Raw genomic sequence first — 19,714 nt, forward strand, 5'->3', positions numbered from 1 at the left:
CGGAGCCCCGGCGGCGCTGACGTGAACAGTGAGTCCACATGGACGATCTCGACGACATCGACCACCGAATCCTTTCGGCGCTGCGGGCGTACGGCCGCGACCCGCGCGTCGCGAACGCCGCGCGCGTCCTGTCCTTTGCGGGCGAGCACGGCGCGCTGTGGCTCGCGGCGGGTCTCGCGGGAGCCGTGGCGGACGGTCCACGCCGCGGCGCATGGCTGCGCGGGACGGCGCTCACCGCGGGCGCGCACCTCGCCGGCATGGGCGTGAAATGGGTCGTACGCCGCCCGCGTCCGGCGCATGTGGAGCCCCTGGTGAGCACCGTCGGCCGGCACTCCTTCCCGAGCTCGCACGCGACGTCCGCAGTGGCCGCCTCGGTCGCCTTCGGCGCATTGGGGGCGTACGCCGTCCCGCCGCTGGCCGCCGCGATGTGTGTGTCCCGCCTGGTCGTCGGCGTGCACTACCCCTCAGACGTGGCGGCGGGCGCGGCCCTGGGGGCGCTGACAGCGCGCATCGGAGCGCGCTGGATGAGAGGGAGCGCGCATGACTGAGACCGCGCCGATGACGGGCGGCGCGCGCATCCGCGAGACCACGCTGCCGGAACAGCGCACGCCCCTCCGGCAGTCCGCACCACCCCCAGAGGGCAGCCTCCTGGGCGGGCTCCTCAAGGCCGCGCGCCCCAAGCAGTGGGTCAAGAACGGCCTCGTCATCGCCGCCCCGACCGCCGCCGGTCAGCTCTTCTCCCGGCACGCCCTCACCCAACTCGCGTTCGTCTTCGCCCTCTTCACCGCCTGCGCGGCCGCCGTCTACCTCGTCAACGACGCCCGGGACGCCGACGCCGACCGCGCCCACCCCACCAAGCGCCGCCGCCCGGTCGCCGCCGGACAGGTCCCCGTACCCGTCGCGTACCCCGTAGGAGCCGCTCTCGGCGTCCTCGCGCCGGTTGTTGCGGCCTGGCTGGTCTCGCCGGCCGTCGCGGCGCTTCTGGCGGCCTACCTGGGCATGCAACTGGCGTACTGCGTCAGCCTCAAGCACATCCTGGTCATCGACCTCGTCGTCGTCACGACCGGATTCCTGATGCGGGCCGTGGTCGGCGGCCTCGCGCTCGATATCCCGCTGTCGCGGTGGTTCCTCATCACGACCGGGTTCGGCGCGCTGTTCATGGTGTCGGCCAAGCGCTACTCCGAAGCCGTCCAGATGGCCGGGAAGGCGGGCGCCACGCGCGCGTTGCTCACCGAGTACACCACCGGCTACCTGCGCTTCGTGTGGCAGCTCGCGGCCGGCGTCGCCGTCCTCGGCTACTGCCTGTGGGCCCTGGAGGAGGGCGGCGTCCCGCACACCAGCCTCCTGCCCTGGCGGCAGCTCTCCATGGTCGCCTTCATCCTCGCGATCCTCAGATACGCCGTCTTCGCCGACCGCGGCACGGCAGGCGAACCCGAGGACGTCGTCCTGCGCGACCGCGCCCTCGCTCTGATCGGCCTGCTGTGGATCGCGATGTACGCCTTGGCGGTGGCCAATTGGTGAGGACGCGCGCGTGGACGAGCCGCCGGGAACTCCTCGGATTCGCCGCCGTCGGCCTCCTCGCCTACGCCGCCGACCTCACCCTCTTCACTTACCTGCGCGGCCAGGCCGGTCTCGACCCGCTCACCGCCAAGGTGCTCTCCTTCGTCGTGGGCTGCTCGGTGACGTACGCGGGCAACGCGCTGGGCACGTACCGGGACACCGGCCCGAGAGGAGCGCGCCCGTATGCCGTCTTCTTCGCGGTGAACCTCGCCGGCGCCCTCGTACAGCTCCTGTGCCTCGCCGTCAGTCACTACGGCCTCGGCCTCACCTCGCAGCGCGCGGACACCGTCTCCGGCGCCGGAATCGGCATGGCCCTGGCCACGATCCTGCGGTTTTGGGGCACCAGGACATTGGTCTTCCGCAGCGAGGGCAGAGTCGGATCATGGACTGGCTGAAAAAACTCCCCGGCGTCGGGCCGCTCGTCGCCCGGCTGACCGCCACGCACGCGTGGCGGTCGTACGAGCGGCTGGACCGGGTGAAGTGGACACGGCTGGCCGCCGCGATGACGTTCACCAGCTTCGTGGCGCTCTTCCCGCTGCTCACCGTCCTGGCCGCGGTCGCCGCGGCCACGCTCAGCAAGGAGCGGCAGAACACGCTGGAGGACAAGATCGCCGAGCAGGTGCCCGGCATCTCCGACCAGCTCAACATCGACGGACTGGTGCAGAACGCGGGCACCGTCGGCCTCATCGCGGGCGCCGCCCTGCTGTTCACCGGCATCGGCTGGGCGGGCTCGATGCGCGAGTGCCTGCGGGCCGTGTGGGAGATGCCCGACGACGAGGAGAACCCGGTCCTGCGCAAGGCCAAGGACCTCGGCATCCTCGTCGGCCTCGGCGGCGCCGTCCTCGTCACGCTCGCCGCCTCCACCGTGGCTTCCGCGATGGTCGGCTGGATCACCGGCCAGCTGGGCATCGACAAGGAGGGCTGGGGCAGCGTCCTGCTGCACATCGCCGCGTTCCTCGTCGCCGTACTCGCGGACTTCCTGCTGCTCCTCTACGTCCTGACGCTGCTTCCGGGAGTCGAGCCGAAGCGCCGCCGGCTGATCGTGGCGGCGCTGACCGGCGCGGTCGGCTTCGAGCTGCTGAAGCTGCTGCTCAGCGGCTACATGCAGGGTGTGGCCGCGAAGAGCATGTACGGCGCGTTCGGCGTCCCCGTCGCCCTGCTGCTGTGGATCAACTTCACGGCGAAACTGGTCCTGTTCTGCGCGGCCTGGACGGCCACGCAGAGCAAGGAGGACGAACCTACGGGCGAGGCCGACGACGTACCAGATCCGGCAGCGGCCAACGGCGGTTGACCAGGAACGCGGCGCCCGCGAGCACCACCAGCAGCCCGCCGGTGATCGCGAGCGCGACCCCCATGCCCCCGGAAGCGGTCTCGGCCGTGGCGGACGCCACCGGCTTCGAAGAGGTCCCGGCGCCGCCCGCGTCGGTACCCCCCGCCTCCCCGGAGGCGTTCGCCCCCGGCTGGGCGCTGGCCTGCACGGCGCTCTTCGGCGGCACCAGCTCACCCACCGGCTCCACCTTGCCGGCCGCCTTGAAGCCCCAGTCGAAGAGCTGGGCGGTCTCCTTGTAGACCTCGTTGCGCTCGTCCTTCTGCGGGTTCATGACGGTGACGAGCAGCACCTTGCCGCCCTGCTCGGCGACGCCGGTGAAGGTGGCGCCCGCGTTGGTGGTGTTGCCGTTCTTGACGCCCGCGATGCCCGGGTAGACGGAGATGTCGGAGTCGCCGGTCAGCAGCCGGTTGGTGTTCTGGATCTCGAAGGACCCGCGGGTCGTCTTGCCCTTCTTCTTCGTCGTCTCGCCCGGGAACTTCGCGGAGACGGTCGAGCTGTACTCGCGGAAGTCCTTCTTCTGGAGCCCGGAACGGGCGATCAGGGTCAGGTCGTACGCGGAGGAGACCTGGCCGGGCGCGTCGTAACCGTCGGGGCTGACCGCGTGCGTGTCGAGGGCCTGGAGCTCCTCGGCGTGCGCGTTCATCTCGTTGACGGTGTTGTCGATGCCGTCGTTCATCTGCGACAGCACGTGCACGGCGTCGTTGCCGGACCGCAGGAAGACGCCGAGCCACAGGTCGTGGACGGTGTACGTCTCGCCCTCCTTTATGCCGACCATGCTGGAGCCGGAACCGATGCCTGCCAGGTCGGAGGGGACGACCTTGTGCTTCTGGGTCTTCGCGAACTTGGGCAGCACGGTGTCCGCGAAGAGCATCTTCAGGGTGCTCGCCGGGGGCAGCCGCCAGTGCGCGTTGTTGGCGGCCAGTACGTCCCCGGACTCGGCGTCGGCGACGATCCACGACCGCGCGCTCAGGCCCTTGGGCAGCACCGGCACCCCGCTCGCCAGATCGACCTGCGCCCCGGGCAGGCCCAGGCGTTCGCCGCCGACGGTCGACATGTTCGCCGGGGGAGTGACCGACGGACTCGCCGACGGACTCGCGGACGTGCTCGGCGACGGACTCGCGGACGTGCTCGGCGACGGGCTCGGCGCCGCCAGGGAGACGGGCGCGGTCAACACGAGCGAGGACAGGGCGGACGACAGGACAACGGAAATGACCAGCAGGGATCGCCTGGCGGTCTTCTTGGGTGCGGGCACGGTCAGGAACGTACATGGCACAGGGCGTGAAGTCCCGTCTCCCTCCCCACCCCGGCCAAGGAACCGGACACCCGGCGGCGATACTGGACGCATGAAGCTCAGCCGCCCCGTCTCCTGGTTCCTGCTCGCCTTCGGGGTGTGGAGCTGGGTCATCTGGGTCACTTTCGTCAAAAACCTGATCAAGGACAGCAGTGGGCTCGCCTTCGACGACGGTCACCCGACGGCGTACTTCTGGGTGCATCTGCTGCTCGCCGTCGTCTCCTTCGTATTGGGGACGGTCGTCGGGGTCATCGGGTTGCGCGGAGTGCGCGCATTGCGCCGGACGTCATAACCGACAGCCGTAACAGCCCTGACAGCCGTAACAGCCCACAACGGGGGACACGAGACCGTGGTCATACTCTTCGTACTGCTCGTCCTGGCCGTGCTGGTCACGGCCAACTGGTACCTGTGGAGACGCCTGTTCCGCGACACGACCCAGGCTCCCGGCCCGGTGCGCCGCGCGGGCGCGGTGCTGATCGCGGGCGGCTGGGTGCTCACCGTCACGGCCCTCGTCGCTGAGCGCACCGGCGCGCCCTTCTGGCTCCAGCGCGTCCTGGCCTGGCCGGGCTTCCTGTGGATGGCCCTGTCGATCTACCTGCTGCTGGCCGTGGTGGCGGGTGAGGTCGTACGACCGCTGCTGCGACGGTTCCTGGAACGGCGGGCGGGCGCCGAGACGGCCGTACGACAGCCGGAGCCCGAGCCGGTCCCGGCGGGAACGGCACCCACGCCGGACCACGACCCGGAACCGGATGCGGAGCCCCCGGCCGCCGTCCCGCCGTCCCTCCCCTCCCGCCGCCTCTTCGTCTCCCGGGTCGTCGGGGGCGCCGCCGCGGCGGTCGCCGTCGGGACCGTCGGCTACGGCACGTACGGCGTCCTGAACGGCCCCACCGTCAAGCGGGTCACCGTCCCGCTGGCCAAGCTCCCGCGCGCGGCGCACGGTTACCGGATCGCCGTGGTCAGCGACATCCACCTGGGGCCGGTGCTCGGACGCGGCTTCGCCCAGAAGGTCGTCGACACGATCAACGGCACCCAGCCGGACCTGATCGCGGTCGTCGGCGACCTGGTCGACGGCAGCGTGAAGGACCTGGGCCCGGCCGCGGCACCGCTGGCCGGGCTGCGGGCGCGCCACGGGTCGTACTTCGTCACCGGCAACCACGAGTACTTCTCCGGCGCCGAGCAGTGGATCGAGGAGGTACGACGGCTGGGCCTGCGCCCGCTGGAGAACGCCCGTACCGAACTGGCCCACTTCGACCTCGCCGGCGTCAACGACGTGTCGGGCGAGGACGAGGGCCAGGGCCCCGACTTCGTCAAGGCGCTCGGCGACCGCGACACGGCACGCGCGTGCGTGCTGCTCGCCCACCAGCCGGTCCAGATCCACGACGCCGTCGAGCACGGCGTCGACCTCCAGCTCTCCGGCCACACCCACGGCGGCCAGCTCTGGCCGGGCAACTTCATCGCCTCGGCCGCGAACCCGACCCTCGCCGGCCTGGAGCGCTACGGTGACACGCAGCTGTACGTCAGCCGCGGCGCGGGCGCGTGGGGCCCGCCGACCCGGGTCGGGGCCGAATCGGACATCACGGTGATCGAACTGGCGTCGACGCAGGCTTGAACGCCGTGGGCGGACAGGACCGGGTGAGGAGACTCCACATGACCGGAACGCCCGTCCTACGCCTCGCGCGCACCCGTCCGACGCTGTTCGCGCTGTTCGAGACCGCCCTCACGGGATCCTGCGCCCTCGTCTGTTACGTCTTCGCGGGACTCCTCCACCTGGAGAACCAGGGCCGCGACACCTGGGACCCCTCCCGGCCCCTCTTCCTGCTCGCGTACGCCGCGGTGCTCTCGCTGCCGCTCACGTGGGCGTTGCGCTGTGTCCCGGTCGCGCCGCTGCGGCGGATCGCGGACCGGGTGATCCTGGCCCGCGCGGTCGCGTCGATCGCGGTGTGCGTCGGCGTGTTCGCCTGGGCGGTGGCCTACTGAGTCGGCCTACGGAGTCGGTCTGCGGAAGCGGGCTGCCGCGGGGCCGCCGGACAGGCTGTGAGGGAGCTGTGAAACGTCGCAGAAACCCCTTGCGGTAATGTCTTTCCCAACTCCCCAAATCCCTCTTCCCCCAGGTGAAACGCGTGTGGAAAGGTGAGCGGCGCCGCTAGGGGAGTGGCATTTGCGCACGGCCCCGAGGGGCCTGGGGAGGGCCAACCGATGCGTTCGGTTCGCATGCGGATACTCGCGACGCTGCTGGTGCTGGCGGCCGTCGGAGTGGGTGCCTGGCAGTTGCTGCCGGCGCAGAACGACGACAGGACCATCACGGTCGGTACGACGGACGCCGTCACGTCGCTCGACCCGGCCGGCGCCTACGACGCCGGCTCCTGGGCGCTGTTCAGCAACGTCTTCCAGTCACTGCTGACCTTCGAGCCCGGCGGCGCCACGCCGGTTCCGGACGCCGCCAAAAGCTGCGCGTTCGTCGGCAGCGGCCTGCGCACCTACCGTTGCGAACTGCGCGAGGGCCTCACCTTCCCGAGCGGCCGTGACATGACCGCGGAGGACGTGAAGTACTCCTTCGAGCGGGTCAAGAAGATCAACTCCGAGGTCGGTCCCGCGTCCCTGCTGAGCACCCTCCGCTCGGTCAGCGCGAAGGACCTCACCGTCACCTTCCGGCTCTCCTCGCCCGACGCCACCTTCCCGTTCAAGGTGGCCACCGGAGCCGGCTCGATCGTCGACCGCACCAAGTACCCGGCGAACGGCCTGCGCACCGGCACCGGCGCCGACGGCACCGGACCGTACGACCTGACCACGTATACGAAGGAGAAGAAGGCCGATCTCGCGCCCAACGAGCGCTACAAGGGCGCCCTCAAGGACACCGGCCGGCCCGTCGAACTGCGCTACTACGGCGACGGCGACAAGCTCGACGCCGCCTGGAAGGCCAAGCGGATCGACGTCGCCACCCGGCAGCTGCCGCCCGGGGTCCTCTCCGGGCTGAACGCCAGCGACCCCGACCAGCGCGTGTCCGTGGCCGACAGCTCCGAGACCCGCAACCTGTACCTCAACGCCCGCGCCGGTTCGCCGCTGCACGACACCCGCGTCCGGCAGGCCATGGCCTGGCTGATCGACCGCGAGCGGCTGGCCGCCACGGTGTACGACGGGACCGTCGACCCGCTCTACTCGCTGATCCCGACCGGCATCACCGGCCACACCACGTCGTTCTTCGACCTCTACCCCAAGCTGGACCCGGGCAAGGCGAAGCAACTGCTCACCGAGGCCGGCGTGAGCCTGCCGGTCCGCTTCACCTACGGCTATGCCACGGGCCGCGGCGCCGCCGCCGAGGAGGCCGCGGAACTCAAGCGGGAGCTGGAGGCGAGCGGCCTGTTCCAGGTGACCGTCAAGGGCTACGAGTGGACCGACTTCCAGAAGCGCTGGGTGTCCGGGAAGCTGGACGCGTACGCCGTCGGCTGGGTGGCCGACTACCCCGACCCGGACACCTTCGGCTCCCCGCTCGTCGGCTCCGGCGCCACCATGAACACCGGCTACCGCAGCAAGGCCGTCGACCAGCTGATTCAGGACAGCCAGAGGTACGCCGACCGCACCGAGGCCACCGAGGACTTCCGCGAGCTGCAGCAGGCCGTCGCCCGTGATGTTCCGGTCATCCCGTTGTGGCAGGCCAAGGAGTACGTCGTCGCCAGCGAGGCGGTGGGCGGCGGCCAGTACCTCTCGGACGGCACCGGCGGGTTCCGCCTCTGGCGTCTCACCTGGATCTGACGGCCTCCGAAGCCGGACCTGACGGCTCCGAAGCCGGGTCCGGCGGATCTGACGCGATCTCGCGGTAGTGACCTTCGCCCGAGTGACGCCGGACGGCCACCCGGCGCAGCACCATGTGAGGGAGGTGTGGGCGGGGTGAGGAGCAGACGTGCTGAGACGCAACTCCTTCCGGCTGCCCCGGCATCCGGCCTCCGTCGGTCTCGCCCGGCGCCGGGTCAGGGACCACCTGGCCGACTGGGGCCACGCCCCGGACGGCCGGGCGCTGGCCGACGCGGTGCTCCTCGTGTCCGAGCCGGCCACCAACGTCGTACGCCACGGCCCGCTCGTGGAGCGGGAGTTCGAGGTGGCGGTGACCGCCCTCGCCGACGGCTCCTGCCTGATCGAGGTCTCCGACGAGGGCCGGGTGGAGCCCCGGCTGCGCGTGGTGGGCGAGTGGGAGGAGACCGGCCGCGGCCTGCACATGGTGAACCACATCGCCGCGGCCTGGGGGGTGTGGAGCAGGGGCCGGCACGGCAAGACGGTGTGGGCACTCGTGCCGGCCAACGCCTGAAGCGGGACACGGGTCGGGACACCTGCAGGGCCGTGCTCGCGGTACACGGCGTTACGACCGTACGGCCCCCGCCGGCAGGGTGACCGTCACCGCCAGCCCCTCGCCCGGCGCCGTCCGCACCGCCACCTCACCCCCGTGCGCGTGCACCACGCCCTGCACGATCGCCATGCCGAGCCCGCTGCCCGCACCCCGGCCGGCCCGGAAGAAGCGGTCGAAGACGCGCGCCGCGTCCTGCGGGCCGAGCCCCGGCCCCTTGTCCGCGACACACAGTCGTACGATCCCGTCCGCGCGCTCCACGCCGAGCCGCACCGGCACGTCGGCGGGCGTGTGCGTGCGCACGTTGCCCACCAGGTTGCCGAGCACCTGGCGCAGCCCGGACTCGTCGGCGTGCACCAGCAGGGAGCCGTCGGCGTCGACCGTGAGGGGCCGCTGCGGCTGCTGGACGCGCAGATCCTCGGCCGCGTCCCGGACCAGGCGGGTGAGGTCGACGTTCCGGAACCGGAGTTCGGGCCGCTGGTCGAGGCGGGCCAGGGTCAGCAGCTCGTCGACGAGGCGGCCCATGCGGTCGACCTCGCCGTTCATCCGGTCCCAGGCGCGCTTGCGCTGACTCGGGTCGGTGAGCATGCCCTTGTCGTACAGCTGGAGATAGCCGCGTATCGCGGACAGCGGGGTGCGCAGCTCGTGCGAGGCGTCGCCGACGAAGCGGCGCAGCTGGGCCGCGCTGTGTTCGCGGGTGCGGTACGCCGACTCGACCTGGTGGAGCATCGAGTTGAGGGCGACGCGCAGCTGTTCGACCTCCAGGGTGGCCTCGCAGCTGGAGGGGACGCGCCGGGTCAGATCGCCCTCGGCGATCGCCGACGAGGTCTCCACCATGTCCTCCAGCGGCCGCATCCGGCGCCGGACGCTGAACATCGTCAGACAGGCCAGCACCGCGAGCAGCAGCGAGCCGATGGCGAGATCGAACTTGACGGCCTTGGCGACGCCCTTGTGGAGGCCGTCGGTGGAAGTGGCGAGCAGGATGTAGGTGCCGTCGGTGAGCTGCGTCGCGGACGCCCGGTAGTCGGCGTCCTGCACGCGGATGTCGTGCGGTTCGGGGTCCTCGATCAGCGCGCGCGGGTCGTCGACCGCCTTCGCGAAGGCGCGCTGGGCGTCGGTCGGCTCCAAGCCGAGGAGGCCGACGGGCTTGCCTCGCCTGTCCACGGCGGCGAAGAGCGAGTCCGGTCGTGGCTGGTCGTCCGACTGCTGCTGGACGAGCCGGTCGCGCACGAAACCCAGCATGCTCAGCGAGTCGATCTCCCGCAGGGTGAGCTGTGAACCGCCCAGGGAGTCCCGGGTCTTGGTGAGCTCCGCGTCGATCTGGTCGAGCAGGTAGTACCGCATGCCCATCACGCTCACGGCGGTCGCCGCGACGATGCCGAGCGCGAGCAGCGCCACGTTCGCCAGCGTGAGCTTGGCGCGCAGGGAGTGGATGCCGCGCTTGCGGCGGGATCGCGGGACGGGCTTGAGCAGCCTTGCGGGGAGCCTCATGCCAGCCCGTATCCCACACCACGCCGGGTGGTGATCACCGGCGGTCCCAGTGCGTCGAGTTTGCGCCGCAGATAGCTGATGTAGGTCTCGACGACGGTCGACTCGGGCGGCGTGTGCTCGTACTGCCAGACGTGGCGCAGGAGTTGCTCCTTGGGCACGACCCGGCCGCCGTTGCGCACCAGGAAGCGCAGCAGGGCGTACTCGGTGGGGGTGAGCTCGACGGAGCGGCCCGCGCGGTGCACCGAGTAGGTCGTCTCGTCCAGTTCCAGGTCGCCGTAGCGCAGCGGCGGGCGCTGTGCCAGGACGTCGGCCGGGCGGGTGCGGCGCAGCACCGCGGTGATCCGCGCGACGACCTCGTCGATGTTGAACGGCTTGGTGATGTAGTCGTCGCCGAAGCCGAGCGCGCCGACCACCTCCGCGGGTTCGTCGCGGGCGGTGAGGAAGACGAGCGCCAGGTCGGGCCGCCGGTCGCGCAGTTCGCGCGCCAGGGCCCGCCCGTCCCCGTCCGGCAGCATGACGTCGAGCAGCGCGGCGTCGGGCCTGGTCCGGTCGGCGAGCGCGAGCGCCTCGCGGACGGTGCCCGCCACCATCACCTCGAACCGGTGGTAGCGCAGCGCGATGGCGAGGACGTCCGCGATGCTCTCCTCGTCCTCCACGACCAGCACGGTGCCTGGAGCCGTCGTCATGCTCCCCAGTATCGGGGCGAGCACTGACAGTCGGGCCGGTTCGTGCTTTGGAGTTCCTTGAGAGTCCCGCCCGTTGCATGTCCACGCACGCGTGCCGCAGCCAATTCTGTTGGCCAGGACCTGGGGGACCGACCGGACTATGAGGGGATTTTGGCGTGGCGACATTGGCACGCTGGTGCTACCGGCACCGGCTGGTGGTCCTGTTGCTGTGGGTGGGAGCGCTGTTCGGCCTGGGCGCGGCGAGTTCGAGCGCGGGCACGAACTACGCGGAGGTCTTCTCCCTGCCCAACACGGACTCCAAGCGCGCGTACGACCTGATGGCGAAGGCCTTCCCGGAGCGCGCGGGCGACACCGACACGGTGGTGTGGAAGGTCGACGAGGGTTCCGTACGGGACGACTCCGTACGGTCCCGGATAGAACCCGCGCTGCGGGAGATCGGCGGCATGAAGGGGGTCGGCGAGGTCACCGACCCGTACGGTGAGCGGGGCGCCGCCCAGATCAGCGAGGACGGGCGGATCGCGTACGCCCAGGTCACCTTTGCCGCGCAGGCGGACGCCGTACCCAAGGACCTGGTCGAAAACGTCGTCGACACCGCGCAGGACGCCGGCGGCGACGGCCTCCAGGTCGAGCTGGGCGGCCAGGCCATCACGCGCGTGCAGGAGCCGCCGACCGGCACCGCCGAGATCGTCGGCATCCTCGCGGCGGCCGTCGTGCTGTTCCTGGCCTTCGGCTCGTTGTTCGCGATGCTGCTGCCGATCCTGGTGGCGCTGTTCGGCGTGGGCACCGGACTGTTCGGGACCCAGCTGCTCAGCCACGTCACGAACGTGCCCGAACTGGCTTCCCTGCTCTCCACGTTGATCGGCCTGGGCGTCGGCATCGACTACGCCCTGTTCATCGTCACCCGGCACCGCAAGGGCATCCAACGCGGCCTGGACCCCGAGGAGGCGGCGGTCACCGCCCTCAACACCTCCGGGCGGGCCGTGCTGTTCGCGGGCGGCACGGTGTGCATCGCGCTCGCCGGGATGTTGGTGACGAACCTGCGCTTCCTGGACGGCGTGGTCATCGGCACCTCGCTCACCGTCGTCCTGAGCGTGCTCGCGGCCGTCACCCTGCTGCCCGCGATGCTCGGCCTCCTGGGCCACCGTGTGCTCAGCCGCCGCCAGCGGCGTCGGCTGGCCGCCCACGGCCCCGAGGAGGAGCGCACGAGCGGCCTCGCGGCCCGCTGGTCGGCCGCCGTCGAGCGCCGCCCGCGCTCGGTCGCCGCCCTGGCCGTCGTCGTGATGGCCTTCCTCGCCCTGCCCCTGCTGTCCCTGCGGCTGGGCACGGTCGACCAGGGCAACGACGACGCGTCGACGACGACCAGGCAGGCGTACGACCTGCTCGCCGAGGGCTTCGGCCCCGGCTTCAACGGCCCGCTCCAGGTGGTCGTGAACGGCGACGCGGGGGACAGCCTGGTCGCGACCATCCAAGACACGGAGGGCGTCGCGCAGGCCGTCTCGGCTCCCCCCGCGAACGGCGTCACCGTCATCCAGGTCGTCCCGACCACCTCACCGCAGGCCGAGGAGACCGACCGCCTCATCGACACCCTGCGCGACCAGGTGATCCCGGAGGCGGGCGTCCAGGCCCACGTGGGCGGCGTGACAGCGGTCTCGAAGGACTTCGCCTCGGTCACGGCCGACCGGCTGCCGTACTTCATCGCGACGATCATCGGCCTCGGTTTCGTCCTGCTGCTGATCGCCTTCCGCTCCGTCGTGGTCCCCTTGACGGCCGCGCTGATGAACCTGATCGCGGCGGCCGCCTCCTTCGGTGTCCTGGTGGCGATCTTCCAGTGGGGCTGGGGCCTGGACCTGCTGGGCCTCGGCCAGGAGGGCCCGATCGCGGCCTTCCTGCCGATCATCATGCTGTCCCTGCTCTTCGGCCTCTCCATGGACTACCAGGTGTTCCTGGTCAGCCGCATGCACGAGGAGTGGGTGCACACGCGCGACAACGCGCGAGCGGTGCGGGTGGGGCTGGCGGAGACCAGCCGCGTCATCAACTCCGCCGCTCTGATCATGGTGTGCGTCTTCATGGCGTTCGTGCTCAGCGGCGACTACGGGGCGGCGATGGCCGGCGTCGGTCTGGCCGCCGCGGTCGCCCTGGACGCGTTCATCCTGCGTACGGCCCTGGTGCCGGCCGCGATGCACCTGCTCGGCAACTCCAACTGGTGGCTGCCCGGGTGGCTGGACAAGCGGCTGCCGCATCTGGCGGTGGAACCGAAGGAGGAGGCGGCTGCTTCGAAGGCGCTTGCCGCGGAGGGCCCCGCCTCGGTCGTCCACGGCTTCGTCCGTACGGCGGACGGTGAGCCGGTCCCGGAGGCGGCGGTGACGCTGCTGTCGGCGGGCGGACGTCAGCTGGACCGGGTGGTGTCCCTCGCGGACGGCTCGTACATCGTGTCGGTGCCGGGTCCGGGGACGTATCTGCTGGCGACGACGGCTCCGTCGTACGGGTCGCGGGCGCGGCAGGTGGCGGTCGGGGACGGGCCGCTGGTGTGTGACGTGGAGCTGGCAGAGGGCGAGGTGGACGCGGTCAACTAGCCTTCGGCTGCCCGGCCTTGAGGATCTCGTCCACGTCGAGGGTGACCTTGGCGCCGAGGGAGTCGGGCAGGGTGACGAGCTCGCCGGGAGCGTGGACGCGGTGGTTGGCGTACGTGTCCCCGGCGGGTTCGGTCAGGACGTGGAGGCGCTGATGCTGGCGGTCGACGATGACGTAGACGGGGATCTTCGCCTGGGCGTATGCGGTGACCTTGCCGCGGAGGTCGTTCTGGTAGTTGCTGGACGTGACTTCCAGGACGAGGCGGAAGGCGATTGGGTCGTAACAGTTGTTCTCGACGAGATGGTCCTCGAAATCGGCGTCCACAACAACGAGGTCGGGGATGGCGAAGTCTTCGGCGCCGGCAGGGAGCCAGAGCCCAAGTCCCTCGAGGATTTCGGTTTCACCGCCATCCAGCCCCGCTGCAGCGAAGGGGCGCCTCAACCTGGAGAGCGCGCGAGCATGAGCACCGTTGGGGGGCGGGGACACGATGATCAGGCCTCCGATGATCTCGACGCGGTACCCCGGAAGGCGGTCCATGAGCCGGTTCGCCTCCGCGATCAGCGGACGGTCGCCATAGGGCCGCTCGACGGATGCTGCGAACATCACGTGCCTCCTGTGGGCTGGTGTCGAAAGCATCATCGTAGGCAGGCCGACTCCCCGATGTCCCGTCCGAGCCCTTTCACCCGATCGTGGATCACTCCGCCCGCACCCTCGCCCCCGCCCCCGGATCCGGCATCATCTTCGTCATCCCCGGCAGGAAGTCCGTGAACAGCTCGTGCACCTCCCGCACCAGCGGCCGCAGCACCCGGAAGCGGGCCAGTGACACGCCCCGCGCGGTGAGCCGCGCCCCCCGCTCGGCGAGCCGGTAACTCCGCTCGCGGCCCTCCGTGCGGTCGAAGATCCAATACAGCACGAGCCCCATCTGGGAGAGCCACATCAACTCGGGGAGGACGTCCCGCAGTTCCTCCGGCACCTTGGTCTTCGCCCCGGCGAGCACCTGCCGGTGGATGCTGATGGCCTCCACGCGCGCGTGCTCCGACTCGGGGGAGAAGGGGCTGAGCGGGCTGTCCGGATCGGCGGCGTTCTTGAAGAACTGCACCGCGAACTCGTGGTACGGGGTCGCGATGTCCAGCCACACCCTCAGGACGCCCGCGAGCCGCGCCTCCAGGTCGGTCTCCCGGGCCAGGACCTCCCGGACCGCCACCTGGTGCTCGGCGGCGATCCGGTCGTAGAAGCCCTGGATCAGGTGCTCCTTGCCCTCGAAGTAGTAGTACGCGTTGCCCACGGAGACCCCGGCCTCCTTGGCGATGGCCCGCATGGTCGTCTTGTCGTAGCCGCGCTCCTGGAACAGTCGCATCGCCGTCTCGAGGATGAGCGCGCGGGTCTGCTCGGACTTGCTCGGGTTACCGCCCTCATCGGGGCCGTCGTTGTTCGCAGGCACGGAACGGAGCCTAACGAGTGGCGCAGGTACCGCTGTCGCAGGCAGGGGGGCTGTACGTCCATCCCCGGGCGGAGTCGTACGCCCACCCGTCCGCGCGGCGGTACACCTTGCCGCTCCACTGGCCCGCGTTCGCCCGCTGTCCGTGCCACTGCGCCCCGCGCCACTTGGCCGCGGCGAGCACCGCGCCCTTGGCGAGCCTCGCCCCGGACGCCGTGCTCAGGCGGTGCGCGAGCGGCCGGTGCGCGCGCAGGGCCCACAGGGTGACGATCCAGGCGGCGGCGCCGCGGTAGACCTGGCCCGCATCCCCCACGACGGTGATCTCGTCGAGGGTGGCCCGGTGGTCGAGCCCCGGAAAGCGCCGCCGGGCCTCGTCCGACCCGGCGGGAACCGGCTCCAGCGGCACCAGCTGCGGCTGCCGTACGAGCCAGTCGCGCACGAAGGCGCACAGGGAGCACTCGGCGTCGTACAGGACGGTGAGCCGGCGGACCGGGACACGCGTGGTGCCCCGGTCCTCGGCGGGCGTCGCGGTGCTCATGCCCGGACCCAGTCCTGCGGCGCGACCGGCGGCACCTGCTCCCGCTCCATGACGCTCCGCCGCCGGATCCGGTTGAGCACGTACACGTTGCCCAGGTGCATGACGCCGAGCACCAGCAGCACCACGCCCAGCTTGGTCGACAGGGCCTCGAAGATCTGGCGGGTGTCCTGGATGGTCTCGTCGCCGCTCAGGTAGAGCGCGACGAAGCCGAGGTTGACGAGGTAGAAGCCGACCACCAGGAGGTGGTTGACGGCGTCGGCGAGGCTCTCGTTGCCGCGCAGCACGTCGGCGAGGAAGACGCGTCCGTTGCGGCTGAGTGTGCGGGCCACCCAGACGGTCAGCCCGATGCTGACCAGCAGGTAGATGACGTAGGCGATGACGGTGCGGTCCATGCCCCACCCCTTCTTGAACGCGTTCAAAATGCTGACGGGAGAGACTGTAGTCCCGTATTTGAACGTGTTCAACTCCCTTGCCGGGGAGGGGCATGGGACCTGCGTCACGCCCTGCGCGCGAGCTCCGGCCGCTTGCTGTAGTCCGTGAGCCCGATGACGTTCCCCCACGGATCGGCGATCTCGACGGTCCAGCCGGTGGCGATCGAGAGGGGCTCGTCGAGCGGGGTGATGCCCGCGGCGGCCAGTTCCTTGGCGGCGCGGCGCGCGTCCGGTACTTCCAGCCACGCGCGCGTGCAGGGCCAGGGCGGCGGACGGTGGCCAAAACCCTCCTCCTCTTTGAGCAGGATCCCGGGCGTCTCACCTCCGACCTTGAGCAGCGCGATCCCGCCCTCGTCGAACCGGAACCCCACCGTGAACCCGGCGCGCTCGTAGAACCCGACGGCCTCCGCGAGGTCCCCGACGGGCAGGAGGAGGTTGTCGAAACCGAGCAGTTCGTACGACTCGTCATCTGACATGCCATCAGATTAGGTGCGAAGGCGCCGCTCACCGGGCGGGCTGACCGCGGGGTCACTCATTGGGCCCAGACGCCGCCCCTTCCGCCGCTACGCTGAAGCGTCGTCAGGGCTGCGGCGCGGGGGCGTGGATGGTTCCAGCGGGGGGCGTGAATGGTTCCAGGGGTCAAGGTCTTCTTCGCAGAGGTGCGTGAGACCTGTGCCGGCGTCGCGGAGAGACTGGGTCTCGAGGGTCCGGGCGAACGGGAGTCGGGTCTGCCCGTCGCCGTAGCGACCTACACCGGTTCCGGCGTGAAGTACGAGGTCGTCCTGGGGCTGTGGGACGGCTACGTCGAGATCCACGCGTGCCGCGAGACGCCCTCCACCCTGTGCAAGGTGAGCGTCGAGAAGCTGGCGGTCGCCGCGGGCGCCGTCGAGAAGCCCGGCGGTGTCTCGTTCAGCGCCCGCAGCCTCAAGCGGATGCGGAAGTCCCTGGCCGGCCAGCTCCGTTACGTCGAACTCGTGCATCCGCTGGTGACCGACGACGCGGAGGCGGCGCTGGAGCTGATGCGCAGGGCGGATGCGCGGGAGTGGAGCAAGCCTCTTCTGAAGTGACCGGTGCATGCCCTGTCCGGGGGCGTTGTCAGTGGTGCCTCGTACTGTCGACGGCATGGGAATCGTGACGTTCGTCGACGAGACGACAAGCGGGAGCCGCACTGACGGCTGGGGGCTCGAGATCGCCGAGGAGCGGCTCACCGTGCGCGAGTTGGTCCGGCGCCGGGTGTTCCAGGAGGTCGCCGAGTACAACGCGCGTACGCCGGGCGTGTTCCAGGGGCTGGTGCAGCCCGAGGACGCTGAGCGGGAGCTGAACGGGTACGCGATGCGGACGCCGCGGCGGATAGACCCCGAGGCGCAGACCGAGCTTGCGCTGAAGGCCTTCGCCGGCAACGGCTTCCTCGTGCTGGTCGAAGACCGCCAGGTCACCGACCCCGACGAGGAGATCGAGCTCGCACTCGGCACCGAGGTCACGTTCCTGAAGCTCGTTCCCCTGGTGGGTGGCTGATGCACAGCCCTCGAGTGCGTCTGCTGCGCCGGCACATCGCCGCCCAAGACATGGACCGGGTCGCCGACGAGGCGATGAAGGCGCTGGTCGACAACCAGGCGTACTGGACCGGAGGCTGGGAAGAGGTGCTCCGCGAGCTGCGGGAGCTGCCCGCCGAGCGGCGCCGTGAACTGGTGCACGCGGTGGCCGAGCGCTTCCCGTCGGTCGGTGACGAGACGGAGAGCCGGTGCAACGCCCTGACCCTGTACGCCCTCGCCGCCGAGGGACTGGACGACGATCCTCTGGCGGCCGAGCGCCGCAAGACCCTCGACGACCTGGGCCGGCAGTACTCTCTCTGGTCCGCGACGCTCTTCGACCGCCTGGCCGAGGCGGAGTGGGCCGCCGGCCGGGCGCTGTCTCCCGCCGTCGTGGCCGTCGTCCGCCGCTCCGCCCAGGACAGATACTGCCTGGACGAACTGGTCTCCCTGGCGAAGAAGCTGACCGAGCCCGTCCTCAACGTGGGTGAGGCGTGGGCCGAGCAGGCCATGCGGGACACCGCCGATGCCGACTGGCAGGCCCTGCTCGCCCATGCCGCCACCGCCACCGCGTCCAAACCCACGGCCAGGTGGGACAAGCGGGCCGCCGCCCTCGTCGACACCCTCGGCCCCGACCGCGTCCGCGAGACCGTGCTGTCCTGGCTGACCCACGTCGGCCGCCCCCGCACCCTCCCGCTGGACCTGCGGGCGTACGAGGCGAACCTCAACAACGCCTACGACCCCTACAACGCCAACGCCCTGCGCGGCCTGGCGTGGCTGCTCTCCGTCCTGCCCCCGCACCCCGACACGCCCCGCGCCCTCGGCACCCTCGTCGAGACCTCGCTGAAGAAGGTCGCCGGGCTCGGGCCGCGCAATCCCAAGGTCGCCAACGCCGGCGTCATCGCGCTCGCCCGCATCGACAGCGAGTCCGCCCTGGCCGAACTCGCCCGCCTGGCCACCCGGGTGACCTACAAGAACACCGCCAAGCTCCTCGACTCGGCCCTGGAGGAACGGGCCGTCGCGCTGGGCCTCGGCCGCGAGGAGATCGAGGAACTGGCCGTACCGATGTACGGGCTCACCGAGGTCGGCGGCGCCGAGTACCGGTTGGGAGAAGCGACCGCACTGCTCGAAGTGCACGGCTCCAAAGCCCTGTTGACCTGGCGCAACGCCACCGGCAAGCCGGTCAGGAGCGTGCCCGCGTCCGTCCGGCGCGACCACCCCGACGAGCTCGCGGAACTCAAGGCCGCCGTCAAAGACGTCGACAAGATGCTCTCGGCCCAGACCGAACGCCTGGACCGCCAGTTCCTGGCCCGCCGGACGTGGCCGTACGCCACCTGGCGCGAGCGCTACCTCGACCATCCCCTGGTCGGCACGCTGGCCCGCCGCCTCCTGTGGACCGTGGACGGCGTCACGGTCGGCCACGCCGACGGCGAGCTGCGCACCCTCACCGACGACCCGGTCCGCATCGGCCACGAGGTCCGGCTCTGGCACCCCGTCGGGCTCGAACCCGCCGAGATCGTCGCCTGGCGCGACTGGCTGGAACGCCACGAGATCACCCAGCCGTTCAAGCAGGCCCACCGTGAGGTCTACCTCCTCACGGACGCCGAGCGCACCACAGGCACGTACTCGAACCGCTTCGCGGCCCACGTCCTCCGCCAGCACCAGTTCCACTCCCTGGCGGCGATCCGGGGCTGGCGCAACAAACTCCGCCTGTGCGTCGACGACGAGGCACCGCCGGCCACCCGCGACCTCCCGCAATGGGGCCTGCGCGCCGAGTACTGGATCGAGGGTGACGGCCAGGAGTACGGCGTCGACACCACCGAATCCGGCAGCTACCTCCGCCTGCGCACCGACCAGGTCCGCTTCTACCCGATCGGCGCCCCGCACAACTCCGCGCACTGCTACGGCGGCGAGTACCGCATGTGGCTGCGCGACAGGTCGGACCCGGTGGAACCACTGCCCCTGGATACGATCCCACCCCTGGTCCTCTCCGAAGTCCTGCGCGACGTCGACCTCTTCGTCGGCGTGGCCAGCGTCGGCAACGACCCGACCTGGCAGGACGGCGGCCCCGACGGCCGCTTCCGCGAGTACTGGACGTCGTACGGCTTCGGCGACCTCAACCAGAGCGCCGAGACCCGCCGTCTCCTCCTGGACCGCCTGATACCGCGCCTCGCCATAGCCGACCGCTGCACCCTTGAGGGCCGCTTCCTGCATGTGAAGGGCGAACGCCACACGTACAAGATCCACCTCGGCTCGGGCAACATCCTGATGACCCCGGACGACCGGTACCTGTGCATCGTCCCGAAGTCCAACGCGGGTGCGCCGCAGTCCGGTTACCTGCCGTACGAGGGGGACCGGATGCTGGCGGTGATCCTGAGCAAGGCGATGATGCTGGCCGACGACACGGAGATCACGGATCCGACGATCCTGAGTCAGCTGTAGGGAAGCCGAGATCCCCAAGCCCCCGTACAGAAGAGCGCTGAGGGGCGTTTGGGGAGGACGGGCTTCGTGCG

21 protein-coding genes are annotated in these 19,714 nt (G+C 70.8%); 13 read left to right on the forward strand and 8 right to left on the reverse strand.

From position 1 onward, the window contains the following. Window positions 1-38: 38 nt before the first annotated feature. The 4 genes from QFZ76_RS31635 to QFZ76_RS31650 are packed head-to-tail and all read left to right on the forward strand — an operon-like array spanning window position 39 to window position 2,851. Entirely contained in the window at window positions 39-548 is a 510-nt protein-coding gene (locus tag QFZ76_RS31635; RefSeq protein WP_307676886.1) for a phosphatase PAP2 family protein, read from the forward strand. Continuing rightward, entirely contained in the window at window positions 541-1,521 is a 981-nt protein-coding gene (locus QFZ76_RS31640) for a decaprenyl-phosphate phosphoribosyltransferase (protein ID WP_307676887.1), read from the forward strand. Before QFZ76_RS31635 ends, QFZ76_RS31640 begins: the two co-directional genes overlap by 8 nt. Continuing rightward, a complete protein-coding gene (locus QFZ76_RS31645; RefSeq protein WP_307676888.1) occupies window positions 1,518-1,955 on the forward strand; it encodes a GtrA family protein in 438 nt (145 codons plus the stop codon). The genes QFZ76_RS31640 and QFZ76_RS31645 overlap by 4 nt, the downstream gene beginning before the upstream one ends. Next, window positions 1,943-2,851 (forward strand): YihY/virulence factor BrkB family protein, encoded by a 909-nt coding sequence (locus tag QFZ76_RS31650; RefSeq protein WP_307676889.1) that lies wholly within the window; start codon window positions 1,943-1,945, stop codon window positions 2,849-2,851. Before QFZ76_RS31645 ends, QFZ76_RS31650 begins: the two co-directional genes overlap by 13 nt. Here the strand turns inward: QFZ76_RS31650 and QFZ76_RS31655 are convergent. Then, a complete protein-coding gene (locus QFZ76_RS31655; protein WP_307676890.1) occupies window positions 2,799-4,142 on the reverse strand; it encodes a D-alanyl-D-alanine carboxypeptidase family protein in 1,344 nt (447 codons plus the stop codon). The genes QFZ76_RS31650 and QFZ76_RS31655 overlap by 53 nt on opposite strands. A 91-nt stretch (window positions 4,143-4,233) precedes the next feature. Here QFZ76_RS31655 and QFZ76_RS31660 point away from each other — a divergent pair, with 91 nt between their 5' ends. The 5 genes from QFZ76_RS31660 to QFZ76_RS31680 all read left to right on the forward strand — a co-directional run bounded on the left by QFZ76_RS31660 (window position 4,234) and on the right by QFZ76_RS31680 (window position 8,481). Next, window positions 4,234-4,473, forward strand: a complete 240-nt coding sequence (locus QFZ76_RS31660; RefSeq protein WP_062702372.1) for an SCO4848 family membrane protein — start codon at window positions 4,234-4,236, stop codon at window positions 4,471-4,473. A 57-nt stretch (window positions 4,474-4,530) separates the two neighbouring features. Then, window positions 4,531-5,790, forward strand: a complete 1,260-nt coding sequence (locus QFZ76_RS31665; RefSeq protein ID WP_307676891.1) for a metallophosphoesterase — start codon at window positions 4,531-4,533, stop codon at window positions 5,788-5,790. 38 nt (window positions 5,791-5,828) lie between these two features. Then, on the forward strand, window positions 5,829-6,158 hold the full coding sequence (locus tag QFZ76_RS31670) for a hypothetical protein (RefSeq protein ID WP_307676892.1): 330 nt from the start codon (window positions 5,829-5,831) through the stop codon (window positions 6,156-6,158). A gap of 219 nt (window positions 6,159-6,377) precedes the next feature. Further along, a complete protein-coding gene (locus QFZ76_RS31675; RefSeq protein WP_307676893.1) occupies window positions 6,378-7,931 on the forward strand; it encodes an ABC transporter substrate-binding protein in 1,554 nt (517 codons plus the stop codon). 148 nt (window positions 7,932-8,079) lie between these two features. Next, the gene (locus QFZ76_RS31680) at window positions 8,080-8,481 is read left to right on the forward strand and encodes an ATP-binding protein (RefSeq protein WP_307676894.1); all 402 of its coding nucleotides are present in this window, start codon (window positions 8,080-8,082) and stop codon (window positions 8,479-8,481) included. Between the two features lie 51 nt (window positions 8,482-8,532). On the opposite strand, the gene QFZ76_RS31685 is transcribed toward QFZ76_RS31680, so the two are convergent. Both QFZ76_RS31685 and QFZ76_RS31690 read right to left on the reverse strand, forming a co-directional pair. Further along, window positions 8,533-10,008, reverse strand: coding sequence for a HAMP domain-containing sensor histidine kinase (locus QFZ76_RS31685; protein WP_307676895.1), 1,476 nt, complete (start codon window positions 10,006-10,008; stop codon window positions 8,533-8,535). Then, on the reverse strand, window positions 10,005-10,694 hold the full coding sequence (locus QFZ76_RS31690; RefSeq protein WP_307676896.1) for a response regulator transcription factor: 690 nt from the start codon (window positions 10,692-10,694) through the stop codon (window positions 10,005-10,007). Before QFZ76_RS31690 ends, QFZ76_RS31685 begins: the two co-directional genes overlap by 4 nt. Window positions 10,695-10,858: 164 nt before the next feature. Here QFZ76_RS31690 and QFZ76_RS31695 point away from each other — a divergent pair, with 164 nt between their 5' ends. Next, window positions 10,859-13,267, forward strand: coding sequence for an MMPL family transporter (locus QFZ76_RS31695; protein WP_307680188.1), 2,409 nt, complete (start codon window positions 10,859-10,861; stop codon window positions 13,265-13,267). On the opposite strand, the gene QFZ76_RS31700 is transcribed toward QFZ76_RS31695, so the two are convergent. The 5 genes from QFZ76_RS31700 to QFZ76_RS31720 all read right to left on the reverse strand — a co-directional run bounded on the left by QFZ76_RS31700 (window position 13,260) and on the right by QFZ76_RS31720 (window position 16,148). After that, window positions 13,260-13,868 carry a Uma2 family endonuclease gene (locus QFZ76_RS31700; RefSeq protein WP_307676897.1) on the reverse strand — a complete coding sequence of 203 codons (609 nt, stop codon included), beginning with the start codon at window positions 13,866-13,868 and terminating at the stop codon, window positions 13,260-13,262. The two genes, QFZ76_RS31695 and QFZ76_RS31700, sit on opposite strands and share 8 nt — an antisense overlap. Window positions 13,869-13,959: 91 nt before the next feature. Further along, window positions 13,960-14,706, reverse strand: coding sequence for a TetR/AcrR family transcriptional regulator (locus QFZ76_RS31705; RefSeq protein WP_307676898.1), 747 nt, complete (start codon window positions 14,704-14,706; stop codon window positions 13,960-13,962). A gap of 10 nt (window positions 14,707-14,716) precedes the next feature. Next, a complete protein-coding gene (locus QFZ76_RS31710) occupies window positions 14,717-15,241 on the reverse strand; it encodes a thiol-disulfide oxidoreductase DCC family protein (protein WP_307676899.1) in 525 nt (174 codons plus the stop codon). Continuing rightward, a complete protein-coding gene (locus QFZ76_RS31715) occupies window positions 15,238-15,633 on the reverse strand; it encodes a hypothetical protein (RefSeq protein ID WP_266434697.1) in 396 nt (131 codons plus the stop codon). The genes QFZ76_RS31710 and QFZ76_RS31715 overlap by 4 nt, the downstream gene beginning before the upstream one ends. A 104-nt stretch (window positions 15,634-15,737) precedes the next feature. Beyond that, window positions 15,738-16,148 (reverse strand): VOC family protein, encoded by a 411-nt coding sequence (locus tag QFZ76_RS31720; protein WP_307676900.1) that lies wholly within the window; start codon window positions 16,146-16,148, stop codon window positions 15,738-15,740. 150 nt (window positions 16,149-16,298) lie between these two features. Between QFZ76_RS31720 and QFZ76_RS31725 the strand changes: the two genes are divergently transcribed. The 3 genes from QFZ76_RS31725 to QFZ76_RS31735 are packed head-to-tail and all read left to right on the forward strand — an operon-like array spanning window position 16,299 to window position 19,643. After that, complete coding sequence (locus tag QFZ76_RS31725) at window positions 16,299-16,739, forward strand: hypothetical protein (protein WP_307676901.1); 441 nt, start codon at window positions 16,299-16,301, stop codon at window positions 16,737-16,739. Window positions 16,740-16,794: 55 nt separating this feature from the next. Further along, window positions 16,795-17,187, forward strand: coding sequence for a hypothetical protein (locus QFZ76_RS31730; RefSeq protein WP_307676902.1), 393 nt, complete (start codon window positions 16,795-16,797; stop codon window positions 17,185-17,187). Then, entirely contained in the window at window positions 17,187-19,643 is a 2,457-nt protein-coding gene (locus QFZ76_RS31735; RefSeq protein ID WP_307676904.1) for a DUF4132 domain-containing protein, read from the forward strand. The genes QFZ76_RS31730 and QFZ76_RS31735 overlap by 1 nt, the downstream gene beginning before the upstream one ends. The last annotated feature ends 71 nt before the right edge of the window (window positions 19,644-19,714 follow it).

Origin of the sequence: Streptomyces sp. V4I2, assembly GCF_030817655.1 — a bacterium.
Lineage (GTDB): Bacteria > Actinomycetota > Actinomycetes > Streptomycetales > Streptomycetaceae > Streptomyces > Streptomyces plumbiresistens.

Bases quoted from the DNA above. Each gene is read 5' to 3' on its own strand.
- QFZ76_RS31635 (WP_307676886.1), top strand. From the start codon at position 39: ATGGACGATCTCGACGACATCGACCACCGAATCCTTTCGGCGCTGCGG.
- QFZ76_RS31640 (WP_307676887.1), top strand. From the start codon at position 541: ATGACTGAGACCGCGCCGATGACGGGCGGCGCGCGCATCCGCGAGACC.
- QFZ76_RS31650 (WP_307676889.1), top strand. From the start codon at position 1,943: ATGGACTGGCTGAAAAAACTCCCCGGCGTCGGGCCGCTCGTCGCCCGG.
- QFZ76_RS31660 (WP_062702372.1), top strand. From the start codon at position 4,234: ATGAAGCTCAGCCGCCCCGTCTCCTGGTTCCTGCTCGCCTTCGGGGTG.
- QFZ76_RS31670 (WP_307676892.1), top strand. From the start codon at position 5,829: ATGACCGGAACGCCCGTCCTACGCCTCGCGCGCACCCGTCCGACGCTG.
- QFZ76_RS31675 (WP_307676893.1), top strand. From the start codon at position 6,378: ATGCGTTCGGTTCGCATGCGGATACTCGCGACGCTGCTGGTGCTGGCG.
- QFZ76_RS31685 (WP_307676895.1), bottom strand. From the start codon at position 10,008: ATGAGGCTCCCCGCAAGGCTGCTCAAGCCCGTCCCGCGATCCCGCCGC.
- QFZ76_RS31690 (WP_307676896.1), bottom strand. From the start codon at position 10,694: ATGACGACGGCTCCAGGCACCGTGCTGGTCGTGGAGGACGAGGAGAGC.
- QFZ76_RS31700 (WP_307676897.1), bottom strand. From the start codon at position 13,868: ATGTTCGCAGCATCCGTCGAGCGGCCCTATGGCGACCGTCCGCTGATC.
- QFZ76_RS31710 (WP_307676899.1), bottom strand. From the start codon at position 15,241: ATGAGCACCGCGACGCCCGCCGAGGACCGGGGCACCACGCGTGTCCCG.
- QFZ76_RS31715 (WP_266434697.1), bottom strand. From the start codon at position 15,633: ATGGACCGCACCGTCATCGCCTACGTCATCTACCTGCTGGTCAGCATC.
- QFZ76_RS31720 (WP_307676900.1), bottom strand. From the start codon at position 16,148: ATGTCAGATGACGAGTCGTACGAACTGCTCGGTTTCGACAACCTCCTC.
- QFZ76_RS31725 (WP_307676901.1), top strand. From the start codon at position 16,299: ATGGTTCCAGGGGTCAAGGTCTTCTTCGCAGAGGTGCGTGAGACCTGT.
- QFZ76_RS31730 (WP_307676902.1), top strand. From the start codon at position 16,795: ATGGGAATCGTGACGTTCGTCGACGAGACGACAAGCGGGAGCCGCACT.
- QFZ76_RS31735 (WP_307676904.1), top strand. From the start codon at position 17,187: ATGCACAGCCCTCGAGTGCGTCTGCTGCGCCGGCACATCGCCGCCCAA.